Annotated in this window: 24 protein-coding genes, 3 pseudogenes and 1 other annotated feature; of the genes and pseudogenes, 3 read left to right on the plus strand and 24 right to left on the minus strand. The window is 37.7% G+C overall.

Annotated elements, in window-relative coordinates; genetic code table 11:
• Positions 1-4 precede the first annotated feature (4 nt).
• The 6 genes and pseudogenes from E3C75_RS08120 to pepV form a co-directional block, all read right to left on the minus strand.
• Positions 5-512 (minus strand): annotated as a pseudogene (locus E3C75_RS08120) (DUF1697 domain-containing protein).
• Position 513: 1 nt separating this feature from the next.
• On the minus strand, positions 514-1,725 hold the full coding sequence (locus E3C75_RS08125; protein ID WP_011681180.1) for a phosphopentomutase: 1,212 nt from the start codon (positions 1,723-1,725) through the stop codon (positions 514-516).
• A 125-nt stretch (positions 1,726-1,850) separates the two neighbouring features.
• The gene (gene rpiA / locus E3C75_RS08130) at positions 1,851-2,531 is read right to left on the minus strand and encodes a ribose-5-phosphate isomerase RpiA (RefSeq protein WP_011227255.1); all 681 of its coding nucleotides are present in this window, start codon (positions 2,529-2,531) and stop codon (positions 1,851-1,853) included.
• Between the two features lie 228 nt (positions 2,532-2,759).
• Positions 2,760-4,192, minus strand: a pseudogene (locus E3C75_RS12305) (hypothetical protein).
• A gap of 357 nt (positions 4,193-4,549) precedes the next feature.
• Complete coding sequence (locus tag E3C75_RS08150) at positions 4,550-5,134, minus strand: uracil-DNA glycosylase family protein (protein WP_011681184.1); 585 nt, start codon at positions 5,132-5,134, stop codon at positions 4,550-4,552.
• A gap of 37 nt (positions 5,135-5,171) precedes the next feature.
• Positions 5,172-6,578: a dipeptidase PepV gene (gene pepV / locus E3C75_RS08155; protein WP_084828849.1), complete on the minus strand. Its 1,407-nt coding sequence runs from the start codon at positions 6,576-6,578 to the stop codon at positions 5,172-5,174.
• Positions 6,579-6,807: 229 nt separating this feature from the next.
• Between pepV and E3C75_RS08160 the strand changes: the two genes are divergently transcribed.
• Positions 6,808-6,993 carry a 4-oxalocrotonate tautomerase gene (locus E3C75_RS08160; RefSeq protein ID WP_002950885.1) on the plus strand — a complete coding sequence of 62 codons (186 nt, stop codon included), beginning with the start codon at positions 6,808-6,810 and terminating at the stop codon, positions 6,991-6,993.
• A gap of 75 nt (positions 6,994-7,068) precedes the next feature.
• Here E3C75_RS08160 and E3C75_RS08165 read toward each other — a convergent pair.
• From E3C75_RS08165 to E3C75_RS08195, 7 genes and pseudogenes are all read right to left on the minus strand, one after another.
• Positions 7,069-7,541: pseudogene (locus tag E3C75_RS08165) on the minus strand (GNAT family N-acetyltransferase).
• Positions 7,542-7,695: 154 nt separating this feature from the next.
• Entirely contained in the window at positions 7,696-8,166 is a 471-nt protein-coding gene (gene tnpA / locus E3C75_RS08170) for an IS200/IS605 family transposase (protein ID WP_111679778.1), read from the minus strand.
• A 166-nt stretch (positions 8,167-8,332) separates the two neighbouring features.
• Entirely contained in the window at positions 8,333-8,692 is a 360-nt protein-coding gene (gene rplT / locus E3C75_RS08175; RefSeq protein WP_002885090.1) for a 50S ribosomal protein L20, read from the minus strand.
• Positions 8,693-8,748: 56 nt separating this feature from the next.
• Positions 8,749-8,949, minus strand: coding sequence for a 50S ribosomal protein L35 (gene rpmI, locus E3C75_RS08180; protein ID WP_011226064.1), 201 nt, complete (start codon positions 8,947-8,949; stop codon positions 8,749-8,751).
• Between the two features lie 38 nt (positions 8,950-8,987).
• Positions 8,988-9,518 carry a translation initiation factor IF-3 gene (gene infC, locus E3C75_RS08185; protein ID WP_084828850.1) on the minus strand — a complete coding sequence of 177 codons (531 nt, stop codon included), beginning with the start codon at positions 9,516-9,518 and terminating at the stop codon, positions 8,988-8,990.
• Positions 9,519-9,531: 13 nt separating this feature from the next.
• Positions 9,532-9,654: a sequence feature (ribosomal protein L20 leader region), on the minus strand.
• A gap of 23 nt (positions 9,655-9,677) precedes the next feature.
• Positions 9,678-10,358, minus strand: coding sequence for a (d)CMP kinase (gene cmk, locus E3C75_RS08190; protein ID WP_014621653.1), 681 nt, complete (start codon positions 10,356-10,358; stop codon positions 9,678-9,680).
• Between the two features lie 20 nt (positions 10,359-10,378).
• Positions 10,379-11,008 (minus strand): SAG1386/EF1546 family surface-associated protein, encoded by a 630-nt coding sequence (locus tag E3C75_RS08195; protein ID WP_084828851.1) that lies wholly within the window; start codon positions 11,006-11,008, stop codon positions 10,379-10,381.
• Positions 11,009-11,053: 45 nt separating this feature from the next.
• On the opposite strand from E3C75_RS08195, the gene E3C75_RS08200 reads away from it, so the two are divergent.
• Positions 11,054-11,251: a ferredoxin gene (locus E3C75_RS08200; RefSeq protein WP_011681189.1), complete on the plus strand. Its 198-nt coding sequence runs from the start codon at positions 11,054-11,056 to the stop codon at positions 11,249-11,251.
• Here the strand turns inward: E3C75_RS08200 and E3C75_RS08205 are convergent.
• The 10 genes from E3C75_RS08205 to queG form a co-directional block, all read right to left on the minus strand.
• Positions 11,235-11,735, minus strand: coding sequence for an EbsA family protein (locus E3C75_RS08205; protein ID WP_084828852.1), 501 nt, complete (start codon positions 11,733-11,735; stop codon positions 11,235-11,237). The two genes, E3C75_RS08200 and E3C75_RS08205, sit on opposite strands and share 17 nt — an antisense overlap.
• Before the next feature lie 56 nt (positions 11,736-11,791).
• Positions 11,792-13,015: a peptidase T gene (gene pepT / locus E3C75_RS08210; protein ID WP_084830662.1), complete on the minus strand. Its 1,224-nt coding sequence runs from the start codon at positions 13,013-13,015 to the stop codon at positions 11,792-11,794.
• 206 nt (positions 13,016-13,221) lie between these two features.
• The gene (lepB, locus tag E3C75_RS08215; RefSeq protein WP_100262463.1) at positions 13,222-13,779 is read right to left on the minus strand and encodes a signal peptidase I; all 558 of its coding nucleotides are present in this window, start codon (positions 13,777-13,779) and stop codon (positions 13,222-13,224) included.
• A gap of 122 nt (positions 13,780-13,901) precedes the next feature.
• Positions 13,902-15,131 carry a tetratricopeptide repeat protein gene (locus E3C75_RS08220; RefSeq protein ID WP_064355902.1) on the minus strand — a complete coding sequence of 410 codons (1,230 nt, stop codon included), beginning with the start codon at positions 15,129-15,131 and terminating at the stop codon, positions 13,902-13,904.
• The gene (locus E3C75_RS08225; protein WP_023909688.1) at positions 15,121-16,299 is read right to left on the minus strand and encodes an AI-2E family transporter; all 1,179 of its coding nucleotides are present in this window, start codon (positions 16,297-16,299) and stop codon (positions 15,121-15,123) included. The genes E3C75_RS08220 and E3C75_RS08225 overlap by 11 nt, the downstream gene beginning before the upstream one ends.
• A gap of 10 nt (positions 16,300-16,309) precedes the next feature.
• On the minus strand, positions 16,310-16,792 hold the full coding sequence (locus tag E3C75_RS08230) for an NUDIX hydrolase (RefSeq protein ID WP_011226072.1): 483 nt from the start codon (positions 16,790-16,792) through the stop codon (positions 16,310-16,312).
• 155 nt (positions 16,793-16,947) lie between these two features.
• The gene (gene ftsX / locus E3C75_RS08235) at positions 16,948-17,877 is read right to left on the minus strand and encodes a permease-like cell division protein FtsX (RefSeq protein ID WP_084828856.1); all 930 of its coding nucleotides are present in this window, start codon (positions 17,875-17,877) and stop codon (positions 16,948-16,950) included.
• Complete coding sequence (ftsE, locus tag E3C75_RS08240) at positions 17,870-18,562, minus strand: cell division ATP-binding protein FtsE (RefSeq protein WP_084829221.1); 693 nt, start codon at positions 18,560-18,562, stop codon at positions 17,870-17,872. Before ftsE ends, ftsX begins: the two co-directional genes overlap by 8 nt.
• 84 nt (positions 18,563-18,646) lie before the next feature.
• A protein-coding gene (prfB, locus tag E3C75_RS08245) for a peptide chain release factor 2 (protein WP_111679620.1) occupies positions 18,647-19,748 on the minus strand; the annotation gives its coding sequence in 2 pieces (ribosomal slippage) (positions 18,647-19,675 and positions 19,677-19,748; 1,101 coding nt in all).
• Between the two features lie 52 nt (positions 19,749-19,800).
• Positions 19,801-20,919, minus strand: coding sequence for a tRNA epoxyqueuosine(34) reductase QueG (gene queG, locus E3C75_RS08250; protein WP_002953100.1), 1,119 nt, complete (start codon positions 20,917-20,919; stop codon positions 19,801-19,803).
• A 93-nt stretch (positions 20,920-21,012) separates the two neighbouring features.
• Between queG and E3C75_RS08255 the strand changes: the two genes are divergently transcribed.
• Complete coding sequence (locus E3C75_RS08255) at positions 21,013-21,870, plus strand: metallophosphoesterase (RefSeq protein ID WP_023909690.1); 858 nt, start codon at positions 21,013-21,015, stop codon at positions 21,868-21,870.
• Positions 21,871-21,893: 23 nt separating this feature from the next.
• On the opposite strand, the gene E3C75_RS08260 is transcribed toward E3C75_RS08255, so the two are convergent.
• Positions 21,894-22,640, minus strand: coding sequence for an NADPH-dependent oxidoreductase (locus E3C75_RS08260; RefSeq protein ID WP_087009965.1), 747 nt, complete (start codon positions 22,638-22,640; stop codon positions 21,894-21,896).
• Positions 22,641-22,748 lie beyond the last annotated feature (108 nt).

The following is a 22,748-nucleotide window of genomic DNA, read 5'->3' on the forward strand; positions in this document are numbered from 1 at the left end:
TTCCTTATTTTTTCAAACAATGACCAATGTTTGAAAAAGTTCTTGCATTTCGAATCGTAATATAAGAATAAAATGATGACTTTAATAGATTTTTATGATAAACCGTTTGATTGTAGCTTGTCTTATCATGTTTCCCCCAGTAGACTCCTAATTCCCCAAAATGAAGAGTCTCATCTGCCAAATCAAAAGAATTTATTACTCTCTTCAATTCATCCTTGTCTAATTGAACTGTATAAAAGAGGACATCTTTTCTGTACAAATCATTTTCCTACCATTTCGGTAGATATTTACACTCATTTTGGTATTCCTCTAGTGTAAAAAGGGAAAAGACATTAATAAAGGCGTAAGACTTATTCAGAAATTCTTCTATGGCTAAAAGTAATTCTTCTATTAATAAAGGAAGAAACATTCTTAAAACCTAGTTTCTCAAGGTCATGGCAGAATTTTTCCATGACTACCCTATTACGACCGCCGACATTTATCCCACGAACCAGAAAAGTACAACGTTTCATTTTAGACAAGTTTATCCAAGAAACTTTCACCAATCATCGCTTTCTCAACACCGAAGTTATCCGCAATTGTTGCTGAGATATCAGCGAAATGTCCAACTGGAATCAAGCCACTACATTTGAAGGAAGGGCTGTAAGCCAAGAATGGGATGTATTCACGAGTATGGTCTGTACCAGCATAAGTTGGGTCATTACCATGGTCTGCAGTGATCATCAAGAGATCATCTTCTTTCATTGCAGCGATAATTTCAGGCAAGCGCTCGTCAAATTCATGCAAGCAATCGCGGTAGCCCTGTGGATTACGACGATGTCCGTAAAGGGCATCAAAGTCTACCAAGTTTGTGAAAGAGAAACCATGTTTAAAGTCTTCTGATGTCATAGCCTTAATCAAATTGTCCACACCGTGGTTATTTGATTTGTTATGACCCATATCGTGGTTGATACCTTCACCATTGAAGATATCACTAATCTTACCAACTGAGTAAGTGTCAATTCCTGCTTCGTTCAATTTGTCCAAAACAGTTGGAGCAAATGGTGAAATAGCCAAGTCACGACGGTTAGATGTACGAGTAAAGTTCCCAGGCTCACCAACGTAAGGACGAGCAATGATACGACCAAGAAGAGCTGGACGTTCCAAAGTGATAGAACGAGCAAATTCACAAATACGATACAATTCTTCAACAGGAATAATATCTTCGTGAGCTGCGATTTGAAGAACCGGGTCAGCTGATGTATAAATAATTAACTCACCAGTTTCCATTTGGCGTGGTCCGAAGTCATCGATAACTGCTGTACCAGAATAAGGTCTATTGGATTCACGAATAACCTTACGTCCTGAGAATTCTTCAATTTGAGTAAGAATTTCCTCTGGGAATCCATTCCAGAAAGTATCAAAAGGTTCTGTAATATTAAGTCCCATGATTTCCCAGTGACCTGTCATGGTATCTTTTCCAAGAGAGACTTCTTCTAACTTAGTTGCGTAACCAGTTGGATTGCTTTCAGCTGGAACAGTTTTCAAGGGTTGTTCGCGAGGAATATTTCCAAGACCAAGTTTAGCCATGTTTGGCACATTCAAACCAACAGTTTTAGAAATATGTCCAAGGGTATCTGAAGCTCCGTCAGGAACACCAGCATTGACAAAATTATTAGCATCTGGAGCTGCACCAATACCTACTGAATCAAGAACGATTAAATGCATTCGATTAAATTTGGACATAACAACACCACAAAGAGCTAAAATCTTTCGAAATTACCTCTTTCCTTTCTATATAATTATCTAGTGATAACATCACTATTAGGTTACTTTATTCATTTACAATTTAAAAGAAAAATTAAACAGGACTAATCCTTAACCTCAACAATCTTAACACCATCTTTTCCAGCGACGATAACCTTATTAACCATTCCATTGAATAAGCCATGTTCAACAACACCAGTCATAGCTTTTAGTTCGTCACCTAAAGCAACTGGGTTATTAATTTTGCCGAGATCCAAATCAATAATAAAGTTCTTCATATCTGTAACAAAGCGATCACCTTGTTCAGTTACTCGGAATGATGGCTTATAGCCCTTAGATTCAAAGTCGAGATACAAGCGATCAGCGCCATATTGAACAACTTCGACTGGTAATTTAAAAGCACCAAGTTGATCAACCATCTTAGACTCATCAACTACCCAGATGTACTTTTTCGTAGGTGTGGCAACGATTTTTTCCATCAAGAGGGCACCACCGCCACCTTTAATGCCGTTGAGTTGAGGATCTACTTCGTCGGCGCCATCAACGGTAACATCAATACTATCAATATCATCCACTGATTTCAAAGGAATACCTAGACCTTCAGCTTGCTTCGTTGTTTGACTAGACGTCGTTACACCTACTACACTGAGACCTTCCTCCTTTATTCGACGACCAATCTCCTCTACAAAGAAATAAGCTGTTGAGCCAGTACCTAGTCCAACAACCATGCCATCTTCAACAAATCCAGCAGCGTATACACCGGCGAGCTTTTTTAATTCATCCATGCAGATTTCCTTACATCTTTCTATATAGTCAGTCAAATTTATTATAACATGAGTGTTCTTTAAATTGCAACGATAAGTATGAAAAGGCTATCAAAAACTTTAAAACAATAAAACTAGACCCTAAAATTAGAATCAAATTTGAAGGTAGAAATAATATAGTAGCATCACTTAGTCTTCTTTACGATGCTTGAAGAATACTACGAAAGCTGAAAAAATCATCGAAATAAATCAAAGTAATTCTGCATTTCTTGTGTGCTCACCAGTTTGTGGCAACTCAGCTTGAGGAACTTCAGTATCTGGAGTCGGTGGTGTAGGTGGTAAAAAATGATACCCTCTCAATAACATAATTCTTATGCCATACAACAGTTAGTTTTTCTGGTGTTTTTGGTTCAACCGGTCTAGCTGGAACTTCAACCACTTTTGGTGTTGGAGTAGTTAGGTCCGTACCTACTGCAACAACCCATTTGCCATCATTTGATGAAAGGCTCAAAATCTCATAACAGTTAATCACATGCTTAATTAAATGCATATCCGTATATTCACGCATGCTTGACTGATTCAAATTACATAGGTGACAACAAATTTGTCACCTATGTAATTTGAAAGAATTCAGTCTCATTATTAGACTAAAGACTGGTTGCTACAATATCAGAAGCCCCACCTTCACGTTGAAAGGTCAAATTTTGAACAGTTTCTACATCTTTTAGATCTTGGAAACCATTATCATTCATGTACTTATCATAAGCTTCTTTAGCGTATTGCTCTAGGTCTATATTGTATTTCATAAGATAAACTTCATACTGAGCTTTAGCATCGTCTTCTTCATCCTTAATATCAAAAGCTTGTCATAGGCTACTTTATCTTTATCATACTGTACTTTCTTAGCTTAGTTTTATTGTAAATCTTTATCGTATTGCACTCTAGATATATTATAAACAGATATTTCTGCATAATACTTACCTTTAGTTTCAGCCGTCGTCTTATCTGCTGATGCTTTTTCGAATACTTTAGAACCATAAGTCAATATTTGATTATTACATTCTTACAATACTGCATCATAAGTTTTTTTATCAGCTTGATATTTAGCTATATCTTTTTCATAGTAGCTTAATCAGTATCATACTATGCTTTAGAAGCAGAGTTTACTGTATCCGCTGCTGCTTTTCAGCCACTTTAGCATCATACTTAGCCTTTGCTTTATCATACTCAGCTAAATCTTTTTTTGTGGTCTTCTTTTACTTTCTGTTAATCATAACCAACTGTATTAATCTCTTTTGATTGTGCATGATTGTCAGCAATAGCACTCTCTAAAGATGTATGTGATTGAAATGTAGTTTCTTCGACTTCTACCCTTTTTTTATCGCAGAGGCTTTAGCATCTTCAAAAATATCAGTTGTAACAACACTTGTTGGGAAAGTGATATTTCCGTCTTCTTTGACAGAAACAACTTGCTTCTCTGAATGATTAACAGTTGATGAATTGACAGCGGTATCTGTTAGCACAGAAACACTGAGTGGCGTATCAGTGACAGCTGAAGTTGAAACCTTAAAATGCTGTACACCAACCGCTTCCATCACAAGAATGGTTGTACCCAAAAGAACATAGGCATCCCCAAAGCTATACTTTCTGATTGAAAAACATTGCAAATCTCTTCTTCCCATATCACAAATTTTCTTAACAACTAAAGCCTAACACCGTTAAATTTTCTGCCAATAGTAATTGTATTAATGTTTTCGAAATTTTTCATTTGTCATCTTGTTTCTAATCATAGTATAATAATTTATTTAGTCTAAAAATAGCTATTTTAATTTTATATGTTACCCCTCTTAAAATTAGAAATAGATTGCAATGAATAAGTTTAGACTTAAGATATTGTTAATTGTATTTTTCAAAAGATTTTGTTATAACATCAAAAAAGCCCCAAAGGGCAAAAATCTTAACAATATTCGAGTATCCCCATGGTTCCTCATTGACCTATTACGAATCACTAGTGACTATTCAAGGTCAAATATCTGAATTCATTGACTCAAGATTTTTTGAACCAATTCTTTTAAATCTGGAAGCACTTCTTTCATAAACCATGGATTTTTCGCTTGCCAGATATTATTTCGTGGTGACGGATGCACTAAAGGAAAATAGTCTGGAAGATAATCTCTGTAATGTTTAACTGTATCTGTTAATTTAGTTGATGATTTTTGATGCAAATAGTAATGCTGAGCATAGTTTCCCACAAGTATAGTTAATTGAATATTTGGAGCTAAATCTAGAACTCTCTCATGCCATTTATCAGCAAAACCTTTGCGGGGCCCTAAATCTCCAGATTTTCCCTGCCCCGGGAAATAAAAATCCATTGGTACAATGGCAAACAGACCTGATTCATAAAATTCTTCTCGCGACACACCCATCCAATCCCGTAGATTATCTCCACTAGGGTCATTCCAGTAAAGTCCAGACTCTTGAGCTCGGATACCAGGAGCTTGTCCTACGATATTAATCCTCGCAGTTTTTGGAATACTAAACAAGGGTTTGATACCTTGTTCAGTATACGTTTTATTTTGTTCGTCAGCCATAATAGCTTGTGTCAATTCTTCAAGTGTTTCCATATTTTTCTCCAAAAAAAGAGACAAAATGTCTCTTTTTTTATTTGATCAACTCATAGATAGCTTCTGCATAAATGGCAGCTGCACGGTATAAGTCCTCAACTTCAGTAAATTCATTTGCTTGGTGCATGGTATTGACATAACCAGGGAACATAGCACCATAAGCAACACCACGTTTAAGGAGACGTCCAAAGGTCCCACCACCAATGATTTGTTCATGACCTTTAAGACCTGTCTGTTTCTCATAAACCGAAAGAAGTGTCTGTACCATAGGATCACTAACTGGTACGTAATGCGGCACATGGCCATGTTCTGAAAGACTGACCGCCTTAGGTCCTTCAAGTTTTTCAAGGCCAGCCTTAATACCATCTACATTAACCCCTTGAGGGTAGCGGAAGTTCAAAGCAATGGTATTATCTTCAGATTCCTTGTTAAAGGTAAAGACACCTGCATTCATAGTTAACTCACCCATTTTAGAATCTGTATAGGCAAGACCTGTCTTTTCAGAAAAGAAATCTTGATGAAGTGTTTCAGCAACTAAATCCAAATAAGTCTTAGCATTAGCTTTGAAGTCAAATTGGCTAAGGAAGAGTGCTAAGTATGTTGCCCCATTGATACCATTTTGAGGCATCATACCATGAGCTGATTTACCATGAATAGTCACATGGAAAACACCTGCTTCTTCAGTCACTTGACCGGTTACTGCTTGATCAGCAACAAAGTCATTAAGTTTAGACTCAAGTTCCTGTAAAGTGATAGGTGCCGTAAACTCTGCACTTGCAGATTCAGGGACCATATTTTCACGCAAGCCACCATTAAAGCTTACGAGGCTAAAGTCACCATCGTTTTGTCCTTCAAAATGAAGATAGGCAGTAATATTTCCTTTTTCCCCATTGATAATTGGAAATTCTGCATCAGGAGAAAAGCCAAAATCAGGATCTTTCAATCCATTATGAGCGAAGTAATAATCCATATCACCCCAACCAGATTCTTCATCTGTACCAACAATAAAGCGAACACGCTTAGATACTGGAAGCTCAAGCTCTTTGATAATTTTCAAAGCATAATAACAAGCTATTGTTGGCCCTTTATCATCTGATGAACCACGAGCATAAAGCTTTCCTTCTTTGATTACTGGTTCATAAGGATCAGTGTCCCATCCGCTACCCGCTGGAACCACATCCAAGTGTGCAAAAATACCCAAGACTTCATCACCTTGACCAAATTCAAAGTCACCAGCGTAATTATCAATATTACGAGTCTTATAACCATCACGTTCAGCTAAAGCAAGAAAATGTTCTAGAGCTTTCACTGGACCAGGACCAAATGGGTGCTTTTCATCAGCCTTACTATCATCACGTTCTGAATTAATACGCAAAAGACCAAAAAGGTCCTCCATCAAAGCTTCTTTACGTTTATCAACTTCGGCGTGAAAATCAATTGTCATAGTTTACTCCTTACTGTCTCTAGTTAGCACTATTTTAGCATTTTTAGTAAGGGTTTTCAACTCTTTGAATATGCTAAATTTAAAATGCAAACAGGTTTTTAAGATCATAAGGCACCTACTACTTTCAAATTAATTCATAGTCTAGCATTATTTCGAGAATTTCCAAAAACTTTAGAATCTTCTCTTAATTAGTGCTATAATAGGACTATCAAAACTAAGGAGATGCATTATGCCATTTGTAAAAATTGATCTCTTTGAAGGTCGTTCAGAAGAACAAAAAATTGAACTTGCTCGCGAAGTTACTGAAGTTGTATCACGTGTTGCAAAAGCTCCCAAGGAAGCTATCCATGTTTTCATTAACGATATGCCAGAAGGGACTTACTACCCACATGGTGAAATGAAAAAGAAAAACTAATCATCAAGAAGCAGTCACATCTGTGGGCTGCTTTTTGATATAAAAAATAAGTTGAATTCATCTTGTGAAAAACTACTATTTTAGGATAGTTTTCATTTCTGTATATCTCGGTTTCGCTCCCAAATGCTCATAAAAATCTAGAGCACCTTGGTTATCATTCCATACGTGAAGTGTTGCATTATAACATTCTTGCTCCGTAGCATAGTCCAAAGCAAATTGATAAAGCTTCTCTCCTAATTTTTGTCCACGAGCTTTTTCTTCAACACAAAGATCATCAATGAAGAGAGTTTAATAGGTTTTTGAGGACCATCATTTTCAGATACTTCTTTAATTATCAAGAAGAGATGACACAAGATCGTTCCAGCCTCATCTTCATAGACAAATAGAGGTTTATTTGCATCCCCTATTACTCCTTCTAACTCTTTATCCGTAAACTTACTTCCTTTTACTTTAAGGACATCAGGACGAGCTTGATGATGAACGATTAGGATTTGCGCGAAAAGTTCCTGTAGTCTTGGAATATCTTCTACCTTTTCCAAACAAATCATATTTAACTCCTTTTAATCAAAACCACCCGTGAGAACGGGTGGTTTGCTCTTTGGCTGAAAGCCTCTGCTACCAGCCGAGGCCTAAAGGCCTACCGAATGGTTTCCCTTCAGCACCACCTTTGCTAGCTGACCCGACTAGCGGGTCTATTTTAGACTACTTTCTTTTATTCTTCTCACCTGTAAACGGATCATATTCCTCGAAAAGACTGAGCTGATCTGCTATCACGTCTTCTTGTAATTGATTACGAATATATGCTTCAATTCGCTTCTGATTTCGCCCAACCGTATCAACATAAAGCCCTCGATACCAAAATTTGCGATTCCCATATTTATACTTTAAATTAGCGTATCGGTCGAATATCATTAAGCTACTTTTACCCTTTAAATATCCCATAAATGAGGAGATACTTAGCTTCAGTGGTATACTCACCAACATGTAAATATGATCTGGGCAAGCTTCTGCTTCATGAATTTCAATGCCTTTTCTTTCACATAATAATCGGAAGATTTGACCAATATTTGCTTTGTATTTCCCATAGATTATTTGACGTCTATATTTCGGGGCGAATACAATATGATACTTACAATTCCATGTAGTATGTGCTAAACTATTATTCTGTCTTATCAAGAATCCTCCTTTAATATACTAATTAATGGTCGGAAAACCTTATCTAATGAAACACTTTAGTTGGAGGATTATTTGATACATCGCTAAAAGCTTTTCGAAAACCACTAGCACAGCTAATGGTTTTCGTGAGACAAAAAAAGATGGGTAAAACCCATCTTAATCACTATTTACCAAGTTTTGCTTTAGCTGCATCTGCAAGAGCTGTGAAAGCTGCTGCATCGTTAACTGCCAAATCAGCAAGCATTTTACGGTTAACTTCAATTTCAGCCAATTTCAAACCGTGCATCAATTGTGAGTATGACAAACCGTTCAAACGAGCTGCCGCATTGATACGTGTGATCCAAAGTTTACGGAAATCACGTTTCTTTTGACGACGGTCACGGTATGCATAGTAGTAAGAGTTCATTACTTGTTCTTTTGCAGTACGGAACAAGATGTGTTTTGCACCATAGTAACCTTTAGCAAGTTTCAATACACGTTTACGACGTTTGCGTGATACAACGCCACCTTTAACACGAGCCATTTATATATTCCTCCGAATTAGTTCTAGTTTAGTTAATTTAAAATGCTTGTAGCGGATTAACGCATTTGTGAAACCATTGATTTAATACGTTTAAAGTCACCTGAATGTACCATTGACGCTTTACGAAGGTGACGACGTTGTTTTTTAGTTTTACCGTGGAAACGGTGAGATGTGAAGGCACGGAAGCGTTTCAATCCACCTGAACCTGTACGTTTGAAACGTTTAGCTGATGCGCGGTGTGTTTTTTGTTTTGGCATTTTAAAATTCTCCTCTTAAAATAGTGTTAATTTGACAATTATTTTTTGTCAGGAATTGGTGCAAGTTGCATGAACATTTGACGTCCATCCATCTTAGCTCTTTGCTCAATAATCGCAATATCTTGTGTTTTTTCAGCAAATTCCGCCAATACCTTAGCTCCGATTTCTTTATGAGTAATCATACGGCCTTTGAATCGGATAGAAACTTTTACCTTGTTTCCTTTTTCAAGGAATTTACGGCCGTTACGAAGTTTTGTTTCAAAGTCACCTTTATCGATAACTGGACTCAAACGAACTTCCTTAACAGTAACAACGCTTTGTTTCTTACGTTGTTCTTTTTGTTTCTTTTGATACTCAAATTTGAACTTACCATAGTTCATAATCTTCGCAACAGGTGGCGTAGCTTGTGGTTGGATAAGAACCAGGTCAACATTTGCATCATCTGCAATAGCCTGTGCTTCTGACAATGGTTTGATGCCCAATTGTTCACCATCAAGACCAACAAGACGAACTTCACGAACGCGAATTTCATCATTAATGAATAGATCTTTCTTAGCTATGATCTTCACCTCTTTATTTTTTTAGAGAAAAACAAAGCGGACTTGATATACAAGCCCGCACACATAATATCCCTTTAAGGATTTGACATGTTGGGCCAGACAACCTAAGTCGCAAGGCGAGAAGTTCTCACTTCTGCTTTTCTCATTGCTATTAGTATAACAAGTGAGTCATCCTTTGTCAATAATTTTTTTTGCTTTTTCTTGAATAAATTCCACAACACCATCAATAGACACACCTGTAGTATCAAAAGTGATGGCATCTTCAGCTGGTCTAAGAGGTGATACCTCACGGTGACTATCTTTATAGTCACGTTCAGCAATTTCTTTTTTAAGTGTCTCGAGATCAGCAGGAATACCTTTTTCAATATTTTCCTTATAACGACGTTCTGCACGTTCATCAACAGAAGCAATCATGAAAATCTTGAGTTCTGCATCAGGTAAAACCACTGTACCAATATCACGACCATCCATGATGATACCACCTTCCTGAGCAATACGCTGTTGTTGTGAAACGAGTTCTTGACGTACTTCTGGAATAGCCGCTACCCAAGAGACGTTATTTGTAACTTGATTATCACGAATTGGATGTGTAATATCAACATCACCAACATAAACTTTTGGACTACCATCTGCCGCTTTCCCAAATGAAATAGGGTGTTGCGAGAGTTGATCTAAAATTTCTGGTACATTTTCCTCAGTCAAACCATTCTGCAAAGCTAGATAAGTTGCAGAACGATACATAGCTCCTGTATCAAGATAAGTATAGCCAAGATTTTTTGCGATAATCTTGGCTACTGTACTTTTTCCACTTGACGCAGGACCATCAATAGCAATTCTAATATCTTTCATGATGTTCCTTTGCTTTTAAATTATTGAACCTTAACAACATCTCCTGGGTTAGCAAACCAGTATCCATTTGTCATGTGGTCTGGGTTCAGACGTTGCAACTCATCTACAGAGATACCTGCACGAGCTGCGATAGAAGCTGCACCTTCGCCAGGTTGAACAACGATTGATGAACCGTCAGTTGCTGCTGTAGCACTTGATGGTGTTGTTGCAGCTGAGTCAGTTGCATAGCCTTTTTCAACATGTTTAGAAGAGCTGGATGCTTTCGTTGATGATGATTTCTCTTTAGTTGACTTCTCACTATCTTCACCCATACTTGAATCTTTTTTGCTTGATGAAGATTTAACGACTTTGCTAGTTGAAGTTGAAGAGAAACCTAAAGATTCCTTAGACGCCGCAGTTTTACTTCCTCCAATATTTGATGTATAGAAAACAAAGAACAAAATACATACAACAATAATAAAGAACAAGCTAAGCAAGACTGTCAAGAATGACGAATTAATGAAGCTACTTTTTTCTTGATCCTCATCTGAAGAAGTGTTTCCCTCTTCTTCAAAATCCTCAAACTCATCTTCATCATCTAGAAAATCAGCATCAACTACTTCTTCCGACTCTTCTTCAGAAACCTTATCTTCCCATGGTTTTTTACTCATGATTTTCTCCTTGTAAAAACAATAAATCTATTTTAAAATAATACTATGAAAGTATCATTAATTCCAGAAAAATGTATCGCTTGTGGTTTGTGCCAAACCTACTCTCCCGTCTTTGATTATGATGACGAAGGAATCGTTAGGTTTAAAGATAGCGACCAACTTAGTAGAACGATTGAAAATAGCCCCGAGACTTTGACAGCTGTCAAATCTTGTCCTACTAAAGCCCTTATTTGCGAAGTTTAATCTTGAGGGCTTTTTTTGGTTCCTCATAAAATGCAAAATAATCAAAATTAGTCATATAATCCATTAGTTCTACCTCACCTTTGAAATTAGGATGAAGCGCTAAAGCATCTAAGAAATATTTCTTAGGCCACTTTCTCATATAAAACTGACATTTCTTTCCATTTTTAAAAATGAGGCACAAGCCGGTTTTGATAACTTCCACTTTTTCAATATCACTAATCTGCACCTTACGCGGTTTAAAAATATTGAAAGAAACAATACGCAATATTCCATAATCTTCAATAATAAAGTAACGATGAAACCCTAGACCAAATAAAGCAACAAAAATAGTGAAAAGCATCAAAATATGTGAGGGCACCGAGTACAACTCGAACAGAAGGACCCCTGCAATAAAGATTGGCGTGATGGCTAAAGACCAATAAATGATAAGCCAAGATAATTCGGGTTGCCAATGGTAACGATACTTGCCGAAAATTTTAATCATCTCAGCACCTCCATTACTTCTAATTTTACCATAAAATCAGCTTTTAGCAAGCACAATTAAGATTTACTGACAATTCCAAGAATAACATCTACAGCTTTTTCCATTGTCTGCAAAGAAACGTACTCATAACGACCATGCATATTTTCACCACCTGCAAAAAGGTTTGGCGTTGGAATGCCCATGAAGGATATCTTTGAACCATCTGTTCCACCACGTATTGGCTCAATCACTGGAACAATTCCTAGGTCCTCCATAACCTCCTTAGCCAACTCAACAGGCATCATATTTTTTTCAATGACTTGACGCATGTTATAGTATTGATCCTTAATTACCAAATCAACTCGTGTCTGACCATAAGTTTTATTCATTTCATCGGCAATCTTTCGGAAGGCTGCTTTACGATTTTCAAAAGACTCTGTCTCAAAATCACGAATGATATATGATGAATTTGCTTCTTCAACAGTACCTGTCATTGTTTGAAGATGGTTGAAACCTTGATAACCATCCGTCAACTCTGGACGATCTTCTGCTGGTAACTGATTATGAAAATCAATTGCTAATTGCAAAGCATTGACCATCTGACCTTTTGCTGTTCCAGGGTGAACATTACGGCCATGAAATATCAGCTCTGCACCCGCGGCAGAGAAGGTTTCATACTGCAATTCACCCAATGGACCACCGTCAACAGTGTAGGCAAAATCGACATCAAAATCATCAACATCAAATTTATCTGCGCCAATTCCAATTTCTTCATCAGGACCAAAGCCTACACGAATTTCACAATGTTTGATTTCAGGATTTGCCTTCAAATGAGCCAATGCTGTCATAATCTCAGCAATACCGGATTTATCATCAGCTCCAAGAAGAGTGGTGCCATCTGTCGTAATAAGTGTCTGACCGATGTAATTCTGGAGATTAGGGAAATCAGCTGGATCTAGGTTATAACCTGAAGTTCCAAGAGGAATAATACCCCCATCATAGGATTCAATAACTTGGGGTGATACTCCTTCTGCGTTAAAATCTGCAGTATCCATATGAGAGATGAAACCAATCTTACGTGTTAATCGGTCATCGTTAGCCGGCAGGGTTGCCACTAGGTAACCATTACTTTCCAAATAATGGATGTTACTTAACCCTAGTTCTTCCAATTCTGGTTTTAGAATATTCAAAGCAAAATCTACCTGGCTTTGTGTTGTTGGCGTCCTTGTTGCATTTTCATCACTACGTGTATTAATTTTGGCATAGCGTAGAAAACGCTCTAAGAGTAGGTCGTAGGCCATAAGCGCTCCTTTTACTGTATTTACTATTTACCTCGATTATAGCATAAAAACCCATCATATTGATGGGTTAACCGTATAACTTAAACTTTAGATTCTTTTTCGTAGTAAGCCTTAATTTCTTCCACAATAGCATTCGCTAAAACCAATACCACTAAAAAAGCTGGAGACTTTTGATAAGTTCCAGCTTTTTTAGTGGTATTGAAATATTAATCCACATCAACAAAACCGAAGCGAGATAGAGGGTACAATCTGAAAGAGATAACTCCCTTGATTTGGTCTTTTTCAATAAGACCAAACTTACGACTATCTTCAGTATCACGACGATTATCGTTCAATACAAGGTACTGCCCCTTCTTGATTTTAGTTTGCTTATTATCAGTCAATGTTCCAATTGAAAAATCATCTGTGAAAAAATTCCCAGGTGAAACGGTTGCTAAATAAGCTGACTTATCTTTGCTGATATAGGTTTCTTCAACTGGTTTATCATTAACATAAAGAAAATCATCCATAGCTGTTACACTCTTACCTTCATCTGCAATGACACGGCCGGTATATTCCTTACCATTAACCGTATACAGGATAAAGTCCTTAATATGCGGTTCAACCTTTTTATTGAAAGTAACATAATCACCTGCATGAATATAGTCATTCGCCTGACCTTCGGTTACACGGTGTGTTGATAACACAAAAACTCTTAACAATGAAATCACTACAATGGCAAGAACTGCTATGATAATATTTCGAATTAAATCTCTCTTAACCATATTTACTCCTTATGGGTTCCAATAAAATTATAACATAAATAGACAAATAAAAAAAGAGGAAGTTGAGTAAGATTCGCGCTCCCCTTTTTCTCTATAAACTACTAATTATAGCATTTTAAAGCTTAATAATCTTCAAGAAACGTTTGCATATTGACATCGTCTGGCACCAAGGCAAGGTATTTTTCTGCTGTTACACGCGCCTGGTCTCTGTAACCAAATTCTCTTAGAATATATGCATAATCCTGTAAGAATTCAGGATTATCAGCCAAATCTTTAGACAAATCTTGATAGATTTGAAAGGCTTCTTCTTCATCATCAAGTGCTTGATAAGCCCTGGCGATATTCCAACGAGCCAAAACAGAATCAACCTCGTAATCAGCTAAAGCTGCAAGATCATCGAAACGTTCTTCTTCCAAATAAAGAGCACTTAAACGTAAGACGATTTCATCATTATCTTCCGCTAGCGGTAAAGCCTGCTTCAAATAGGATTCAGCCGACTGGGTGTCATGTAATTCATAGGATAACTGTGATGCAAACAAAAGTAATTGAACATCAAAAGCATTCTTCGAAATGCCTTGCTGCGTCATACGTAAAGCTTCTTCTGTTCGATGTTCAGCGTGAAGCGATAGAGCGTAATTATACTCATAACCCTCAAAATCGGAAGACATGGTTTCTATCTGCTTAAAGTAGAAATTAGCTTTTTGATACTCTTCTTGATCATATAGTAGAGTGGCTAATTCAAAAGCAATGGTGTCATTGTATTCAATTTCAATGGCTTTTTCCAAAAATTCACGAGCAGCTTCAAATTTACCAAGACTGGCATAAGACTTACCGATACGCTCATAAGTAGAAACGCCAGTTGTTGCAAGAAGATCACGATTATCCAGTTTGGCATAGTATTGAATGGCTTGCTCAAAGTTTCCGAGTTCAAACTCCATCTCAGCCAAACCAAAAATAATCAATGAGTCATCTGATAGTTGACTTGCTTCCAACAACTTGTCACGGGCTACATCCGTTAAGCCCTCCATTTGGTAAAGGTCTGCCTTTACAATCAACGCAGACAAATAGTCCTCAGACTCCTCAGGAATAGCATCTAAATAGAGAAACGCTTCTTCAATATTACCATCTTCGGCTGCAATTTGTGCTAAGTTAACATTGACCTCTGGAAAATCAAAACGAACTTTTTCGTAAATTTCCTGTGCCTGTGGTAAAAAGCCAATAGACTCTAAATATTCGGCCAACTCAACAAGAACCTCTGCTGGATCCTCATTTAAAGCTTTTTTTAAATATTTATCCGCATGGTGTAAATCTTGCTTCTCAATAGAAGCAACCATTTTTTCACTATTTAACATCGTATTTTTGTCCTTTAATTTCAATGTCATCTTGGTAAAGATTACTTACAGAACGGTACCAATCAAAAATCTCCTTAACAATAACCTTGACAGAAGCGTAAATTGGAATACCCAACAGTACTCCCCAAACACCGTAAAGAGAACCTGCTGTCAAAAGAATGAACATAATGGTAATAGGGTGAATACTTAGTTTATTTCCCAGAACAAGTGGAGAAACAAAACGTCCTTCAATAGTTTGCTCGATAACAAAAATGATGAGAACCTTGATTAGCATAGTAGGGCCTTGAACCAATCCCATAATAACAACCGGTACCATAGCTATAAAACTTCCAAGATAAGGAATCATGTTTAGAAATCCTGCTAAAATACCAAAAGTCATGCCATAACGAAGCCCAACAATCTTGAACATGATACAGAACATAATTGCTATGACAATCGCTACTGTCACTTGACCTCGAACATAACATTCAAGCTGATTATTGATATCTGAAAGCATACGGACAGTCGTTTCCCGAAAGCGCGTCGGTAAAGCTGAGACAAAGCTATGTTTTAGCTTTTGACTATCTCTTAAGAGATAAAAAAGAATGAATGGTGTCAAAATGATAGCAACTGTTACTCTTGCAACTGTGCTAGCAAAGGTCCCAATCCAACTAAGAGCTGAAGTAGAAAAGTTCTCGGCATAATTGACCATTCTCGCTGAAAAATCGCTAAGCATGGCCTCTAAATCACCATGAAAATTGGAAAGAATAGGAAGTTTCAACCAACGTTCCGTTTCACTGTTCGCACGAGAAATGTATGATGGGGCATTTTTAAGCAAAATCAAAATTTGATCTTGTAAGTTAGGAATAGCTGTCGAAATTCCCCAAACTAAGAGTAAGGCAAGAATAGCATAGATAACCAAGATAGCCATGGTTCGATCTAAGCCAATTTTTTCAACTAATAGCACCAAAGGTTTTATCAAATAATAAAGAAGCATGGAAATAACCAGAGGCAACATAATAATGGTCAGAAATTGAATAACTGGTGAAAAAATTGGACTAATTTTGGTAAAAATCAAGACCGTCAAACCAATCAAGAGTAAGATTAGAAAGGACACTACCGCCTGATTATTCAAAATCCACTTAAAAAACCATGTTTCTGAAAATTTTTCTGTCTTTTTACAGCTCATAGTTACTCCTTTATTTATCATAAAATGTTACAGTTTTATCTATCAAGTTTTGGTTACAATCGTAGCTAAATTTTGCAGAGAAGAAAGGTTTATCTTCTAGAATCCACTTAAAAATCTCATAGTCACCTTCCCAGGTTTGTTTAGTTAAAACCTGATCATATGGTACCCATTCAAGTGTCCCTTCACGAGATTCCTCATCAGAAATGAGTTTTCCTTCAAAATCAGTCACCTTAAAGACATAGGTATACCAATCGTGGCCCGGAGTAAATTCTGGGAAGGTAATCATACCTTTGAAGTCCATCTTTTTCACTGTCAAATGAGTTTCCTCGAAAATTTCACGACGAGCACATTCGTCAGGCGTTTCTCCCGCTTCTAGTTTTCCCCCAACAGAAATCCACTTTCCTTCATGAACATCATTAGGCTTTTTATTACGATGTAGGAGCAAAAGCTCCTTCCCATTGTCAATATAACAAATGGTAGCTAACTTTGTCATAATGCATCTCTTTTCCAATGTTTTTAAACATTATACCAAATCTAGGATTGATTTTGGGCTTTGAGCCATGATTTTGAGATATAAGTGGAAATCTGCTTTTTCTGATTCTCTTGACAAAACAAAAAGAGAACCAAATTAGTTCTCTCTAGACTTATTTAATATTTCAAATAACGACGCATGGCCATACGTGACCCGATCGAACCGATAATAATACCGACTGCGAAGAGGGTGCCAATGACTGCATAGACAAACCAGTCTACATCATACATAGAAATACCACCTTTAACAAAATCGGGGTTTAAGGTTGAGTAAACCATGTGATACAAAACATAAATAAGAACAGAAGGAATGATGGCACCAAGTGCTCCAATCCAAGCTCCCTCCATCAAGTAAGGACGACGAATGTATGAGTTTTTCGCACCGACCAAACGCATGATTTGAATTTCAGTCGCACGTGACATAATGGTAATACGGATGGTATTTGAAATCAATAGGACAGCTACAATAGTTAAGAGAGCTGTAGCAATGATTCCCCAAAATTGAACACGTTTCATAGTAGCCATCAAAATTTCGGTATCTGATCCACCAAAGTTAGCATTATCAACGCCCTGAATAGCTTTTGCTTCCTTGGCAACACGACTAACATCATCTGGTGATTTAGTTTGAACGATGTAAACATCTGACAGAGGGTTGGCATCGCCAGTAGCAGTCTCGAAACTTGACCCCATTGTTTCAATGAGTTGTTTCTTTTGTTCTTCTTTGCTAGAGAAAGTAACCTTATCTACACCTTTGATTTTAGTCAAAGCATTATAAATTTTATGGTAGTCCTTATTGGCAACGATTTGTCCAGAAAGTTCCTTGACTGTTTCTGAAGCATCTGTTGAATCTGGATCCAAGTAAACATTGACCTGAATATTCTTTTCAATATCTGAAGCCAATTTTTGCGTGTTAAGAATAACAGAACCAAATACACCTAAAAGCGAAAGGACAATCATAACCGAAAATACTGCCGTAAGTGTCGACAATAAATTACGTTTGAGGTTCTTAATAGATTCTCCTAAGTGATGGAAAAAGCGTCTAATCATGGTAACCGTACTCTCCTTTCTCTTCATCACGAACAATACGACCTTCCTCAATCGCTACGACACGATGTCGAAGATTATTAACGATAGTTGAGTTATGGGTTGCCATTATAATGGTAGTCCCTTGTAAGTTAATACGTTCAAGAACCTGCATAATTTCCCAAGAAATCTCTGGGTCCAAGTTTCCTGTTGGTTCATCTGCAATCAAAACCTTGGGATTATTAACAATGGCACGCGCAATAGCGACACGTTGTTGCTCACCACCAGACAATTGATTTGGGAATGAACGCATCTTGTGTTTGAGACCAACCAACTCGAGGACTTCTGTCACACGTTTCTTGATATGACGAGGTTTCTCACCAATAACTTCCATGGCATAGGCAACATTTTCAAAAGCTGTTTTCTTTGGAAGAAGTTTGTAATCCTGGAAAACAACTCCAATAGAACGTCGCAAGAGTGGTACATCTTTCTTACGAAGACGAGTTAAATCAAACTCCCCAACCTTCATAGAACCACTCGTCAATTTTTCTTCTTGGTAGAACAAGCGGATTAGACTTGATTTACCTGCACCAGAAGGACCGACCAAGTAAACAAACTCCCCTGAATTGATAGATAAATCAATATGTCTGAGGGCTGTTGTTGACTTATCATACTTCTTAGTAACGTCTTTTAATTCAATAAGAGCCATAATATCACTATTCAACTACTAAAATAGCTGAAAGTCTTCCTTTCATTGAGATAGAGTATCTTAATACTTTAAAACAGTATATCCTTACCATTCTTCCATACGCCACTTGAGGTAGGCATCGATGAAACCTTCAATATCCCCATCCATTACTTTATCAACCTGGGCAACTTCATAGCCTGTACGGTGATCTTTAACCATGGTATATGGGGTGAAAACATATGAGCGAATTTGGCTTCCCCAAGTGATTTCTTTCTTATCACCTTTCAAGGCATTCACTTCTTCTGCTTTTTTTTCTTGCTCCATTTGATAGAGCTTAGCTTGAAGCATCTTCATAGCACGGTCTCTGTTTCCGTATTGTGTACGGTCAACCGTAGAAGATACAACAATACCTGTTGGAATGTGAGTCAAACGCACACCGGTAGAAACCTTATTGACGTTCTGACCACCTGCACCACCTGATCGGAAAGTATCCATCTTGATATCGTCATCACGGATTTCGACTTCAATGGTATCATCTAATTCAGGCATGACTTCCACTGATGTAAATGAAGTGTGACGACGCTTAGCAGAGTCAAATGGTGAGATACGAACCAAACGGTGAACACCCATTTCTGACTTGAGGAATCCATATGCATTAGGTCCCTCAAAAGCAAGAGTTACAGATTTGATTCCAGCCTCATCACCAGCCTGATAATCCAAAATCTCAACTTTGAAACCTTTGGCATTTCCATAACGCTGGTACATACGGAGTAACATTTCTGCCCAGTCCTGAGCTTCAGTTCCACCAGATCCTGGATGAATTTCAAGAATGGCATTGTTATGGTCATATGGCTCAGACAAAAGCAACGTCATCTCGTAACTTGTCATAATCTTATCAAGTTTTTCGAGCGTTTCTTCGAGTTCCTCTTGAACGCTATCATCTTCTTCCAACATTTCCAAATAAAGCTCTGTCTCGTCAGAGAGCTCTTTCATGTTGTTGAAAGTTTCATATTTTATTTTGAGCTCATTTAACTCTTGAGAGGTCTTTTGAGCCGCAATATTATCATTCCAAAAATCTGGCTCAGTCATTCTGTTTTCAAGGAGCGCAATGTTCTCTTCCAAACGATCTAAGTCAAAGAGACCTCCCGAAGCTCACGAGCTTCTCTTGATTTTCAGAGATTTTTTGGCGAATTTCTGCCACTTCCATGGATAGGTTTCCTCCATTTTATAGTATTATGCTTAATTCTAGCATAAATCACTTAAATTTGCCATTTTGCACACACAAGCTCCCACTCTGCTTGGGAGTGCTCATCCTTTGGTGAGAGTCCCCTCATATAGTCTAACATAGCCTCATCGGGCTTCTTAACAATCTCACCGAGAGCCCAAATAGCCGTTGCCGTATGAATAGGATTATTATTCTTATCAATTATCTCCATCAGTTTGACAATAGCATTGCGATCATGTAGGTTAGCCAAGGCAATAATGGCATTACGTTGAAGAATATTCTTCCCTCGCCAGGAACCGGCAATCATCCCAAATGTCTCCTTAAAGGACTTATTAGTCAGCTCTAGAAATGGGAGCAATTCAGGCATGGCAAGCTCAGGATCAATGTCTGAAGCCAAGGGATTGTCGATACCTCTGTTATATGGACAGGAAATCTGACAGATGTCACAACCATAGATAACAGTCTTTATCTTCTTTCGAAACTCCATATCCATCATCCCCTTATCTTGGGTTTGAAAGGATAGGCAACGACGAGCATTCATCGTACCATCACCAATGAGACAAGATGTCGGACAGGCATCCAGACAACGACGGCAATCCCCACAACCATAGTCAACTTCTTGGTCTGGTTCAATCTCTAGATTAGTGATAAGCTCGCCAAGATACATGTAAGACCCGTATTCTTTCGAGATAACGAGTCCATTCTTTCCGATAAAGCCTATTCCAGCTCGCTTAGCCACTGCTGTATCAACCAAGGCTCCAGTGTCCACCATACCTTTATATTCGAAGTTTTCCGTTAGTTTTTCAATACCTTTTGCCAGACGTTTCAGTTTATCCTGCAAAACATAGTGATAATCTAGGCCCCATGAATTTGGAGTGATTTTGCCACGCTTAAATTCTGTTTTTTGGGGTTGTTGCGGCAACTTATGCGGATAGGCCACAGCAATAGATATGATGGTTTTAGCTGATTCCAAGCTCAATTTGGGGTAAATACGCTCTTCAATATTTTTATGTTCAAATCCTGTTGTTCGCCCTTCTTCGACACCAAGACGAAGGGATTTTTCCAGATAGTCGAAATCATCGGCGGTTGTAAAACCAATTTTTGAAATGCCAATTTCCTTGGCCATCTTTTGTATTTCTAACTTGATATTCATATTCTTATCATAATGAAAACAGAGCCCAAGGGCAAGTATTTTTTATCATCTTCGTCTAAGGACAAGGTACGACCTTTTTGTTACAATGTTTCTATGACAAGACTTGCAGTAATGAGTGATTTACATATTGATTTAAATCATTTTGAGACATATGAAATTGATACTCTTATAAAGTGTCTAAAAGATCAAAAGGTCACCCACCTCCATATCGCTGGTGATATTTCTAACCATTATTTTATCGACACGAAACCTTTTCTACACAAACTTTCTAAGGAGGTCAAGGTTACCTCTAATTTAGGCAATCATGATATGCTTGATTTAGAGGATGACCTTATTGATAATCTGGATTTTCAGGTAATTGATTTAGGAAGTATGACATTATTGGCCTTTCATGGATGGTATGATTATTCCTATTCTGGTGAAAAGTTGGATAAGATTCTCAAACGTAAGAAGCAACTCTGGTTCGACAGACGCCTCAAGCGATTGGGTAACGATCCAGAAATCTGTCACAATGGTCTCAAGAGGCTAGACGATATTCTAAATGATTTGGACACTAGCAAACTTATAGTTGCCATGCATTTTGTTCCTCACAATCGTTTCACCATGACTCACGAGCGTTTTAAACCTTTTAACGCTTTTTTAGGATCTGAACAATTCCATAAGATTTTCGTCAAGCACAGCGTTAAAGATGTTGTTTTCGGTCATGCCCACCGAAGTTATGGGACGGTAACGATTGACGGTGTAACCTATCACTCGCGTCCTCTTGGATACCGACGTGAATGGGATTTAACCATTGACTTTGTTTCCAATCACCCTGAACTCAATCCTACTGGAACATGGAACCTCTCCAAACGTTACAACCTAGTCAAGAAACGGCCAGAGTTTTTAGATTACGAAAAAAAGGAACTAGCAAATGAGTTCCTTTCATCTATGACATTATTCGATTTATAGAACGACTCTTTGAGAGTCGTTTTTTAGTCGATGAAAAATCCCTGCTTTTGTAGATCCTTCAAGGTGTTAGCACGATTGGCAACGGATTTGTCCATGGTCTTGGCAATTTGAGTCGTAAATTCATCAACTCTGTTATTGAGATCGCGAAGATCATAATACTCATGGACTTCAGCGTCGTAGTCTTTTAGCTCCGCCAAGGGATTTTCCAAATCTTTATAGTAATTTTCCATATGGATGACATGACGTGGCAAACGAGGTTTAAGCTGCGGTTCCTGGTCTGGCCAACCAACTGCTAAACCAACTGCTGGATAGACATACTTTGGAAGTTTGAGGAGCTCTGAAAGTTTGGCATTATCATTTAAGATACTGCCCAAATAAACAGTTCCCATACCTAAACTCTCAGCAGCTACCACCATATTTTGCGCAGCAATCATAGCATCTGAAAAAGCTGAAATAAAGCGTTCAGGACTACCTTGTACCAAAGCCTTGGTTCCCTTAGCTTCTGCAATCAAGGTATTACGTCTTTGGTCTACAACAAATACAAAGAGGTGCCCAGCATTAGGAATATAGGGTTGGTTGGCAATTTCTGCAATTTGTTCCTTCAATTTTTCATCAGTAATACTGATAATCGAATAAGCCTGTCTAAAATTACTTGTTGGTGCATGTCTGGCAACATCAACCAGGAGGTTAACCTCTTCTTGTGCCAAAGCCACAGGTTTAAACTGACGAATACTGCGGTGATTGAGTTGTGTCTTAATAGTTTCGTTCATGACCTTCTCCTTAACTTATGATTAGTTCCTTTCATTATAAACAAGACAGCTAATGAATTCAAGATGTGATAAGAAAAAGCCAAAGACCATTGTCTCTGACTTTATATC

The organism is Streptococcus thermophilus, assembly GCF_010120595.1.
In the GTDB taxonomy this organism is placed as follows: Bacteria; Bacillota; Bacilli; order Lactobacillales; family Streptococcaceae; genus Streptococcus; species Streptococcus thermophilus.

Excerpts from the sequence above, each read along its gene's own strand:
- pepT (WP_084830662.1), bottom strand. The coding sequence starts at position 13,015 with ATGGCCTACGACCTACTCTTAGAGCGTTTTCTACGCTATGCCAAAATT.
- E3C75_RS08255 (WP_023909690.1), top strand. The coding sequence starts at position 21,013 with ATGACAAGACTTGCAGTAATGAGTGATTTACATATTGATTTAAATCAT.
- E3C75_RS08225 (WP_023909688.1), bottom strand. The coding sequence starts at position 16,299 with ATGAGCTGTAAAAAGACAGAAAAATTTTCAGAAACATGGTTTTTTAAG.
- E3C75_RS08195 (WP_084828851.1), bottom strand. The coding sequence starts at position 11,008 with ATGAGTAAAAAACCATGGGAAGATAAGGTTTCTGAAGAAGAGTCGGAA.
- queG (WP_002953100.1), bottom strand. The coding sequence starts at position 20,919 with ATGAATATCAAGTTAGAAATACAAAAGATGGCCAAGGAAATTGGCATT.
- cmk (WP_014621653.1), bottom strand. The coding sequence starts at position 10,358 with ATGAAAGATATTAGAATTGCTATTGATGGTCCTGCGTCAAGTGGAAAA.
- E3C75_RS08205 (WP_084828852.1), bottom strand. The coding sequence starts at position 11,735 with ATGATTAAAATTTTCGGCAAGTATCGTTACCATTGGCAACCCGAATTA.
- E3C75_RS08150 (WP_011681184.1), bottom strand. The coding sequence starts at position 5,134 with ATGGAAACACTTGAAGAATTGACACAAGCTATTATGGCTGACGAACAA.
- ftsE (WP_084829221.1), bottom strand. The coding sequence starts at position 18,562 with ATGGCTCTTATTGAATTAAAAGACGTTACTAAGAAGTATGATAAGTCA.
- E3C75_RS08125 (WP_011681180.1), bottom strand. The coding sequence starts at position 1,725 with ATGTCCAAATTTAATCGAATGCATTTAATCGTTCTTGATTCAGTAGGT.
- E3C75_RS08260 (WP_087009965.1), bottom strand. The coding sequence starts at position 22,640 with ATGAACGAAACTATTAAGACACAACTCAATCACCGCAGTATTCGTCAG.
- lepB (WP_100262463.1), bottom strand. The coding sequence starts at position 13,779 with ATGGTTAAGAGAGATTTAATTCGAAATATTATCATAGCAGTTCTTGCC.
- E3C75_RS08160 (WP_002950885.1), top strand. The coding sequence starts at position 6,808 with ATGCCATTTGTAAAAATTGATCTCTTTGAAGGTCGTTCAGAAGAACAA.
- rpiA (WP_011227255.1), bottom strand. The coding sequence starts at position 2,531 with ATGGATGAATTAAAAAAGCTCGCCGGTGTATACGCTGCTGGATTTGTT.
- pepV (WP_084828849.1), bottom strand. The coding sequence starts at position 6,578 with ATGACAATTGATTTTCACGCCGAAGTTGATAAACGTAAAGAAGCTTTG.
- E3C75_RS08220 (WP_064355902.1), bottom strand. The coding sequence starts at position 15,131 with ATGTTAAATAGTGAAAAAATGGTTGCTTCTATTGAGAAGCAAGATTTA.
- E3C75_RS08230 (WP_011226072.1), bottom strand. The coding sequence starts at position 16,792 with ATGACAAAGTTAGCTACCATTTGTTATATTGACAATGGGAAGGAGCTT.
- rplT (WP_002885090.1), bottom strand. The coding sequence starts at position 8,692 with ATGGCTCGTGTTAAAGGTGGCGTTGTATCACGCAAACGTCGTAAACGT.
- ftsX (WP_084828856.1), bottom strand. The coding sequence starts at position 17,877 with ATGATTAGACGCTTTTTCCATCACTTAGGAGAATCTATTAAGAACCTC.
- E3C75_RS08200 (WP_011681189.1), top strand. The coding sequence starts at position 11,054 with ATGAAAGTATCATTAATTCCAGAAAAATGTATCGCTTGTGGTTTGTGC.
- rpmI (WP_011226064.1), bottom strand. The coding sequence starts at position 8,949 with ATGCCAAAACAAAAAACACACCGCGCATCAGCTAAACGTTTCAAACGT.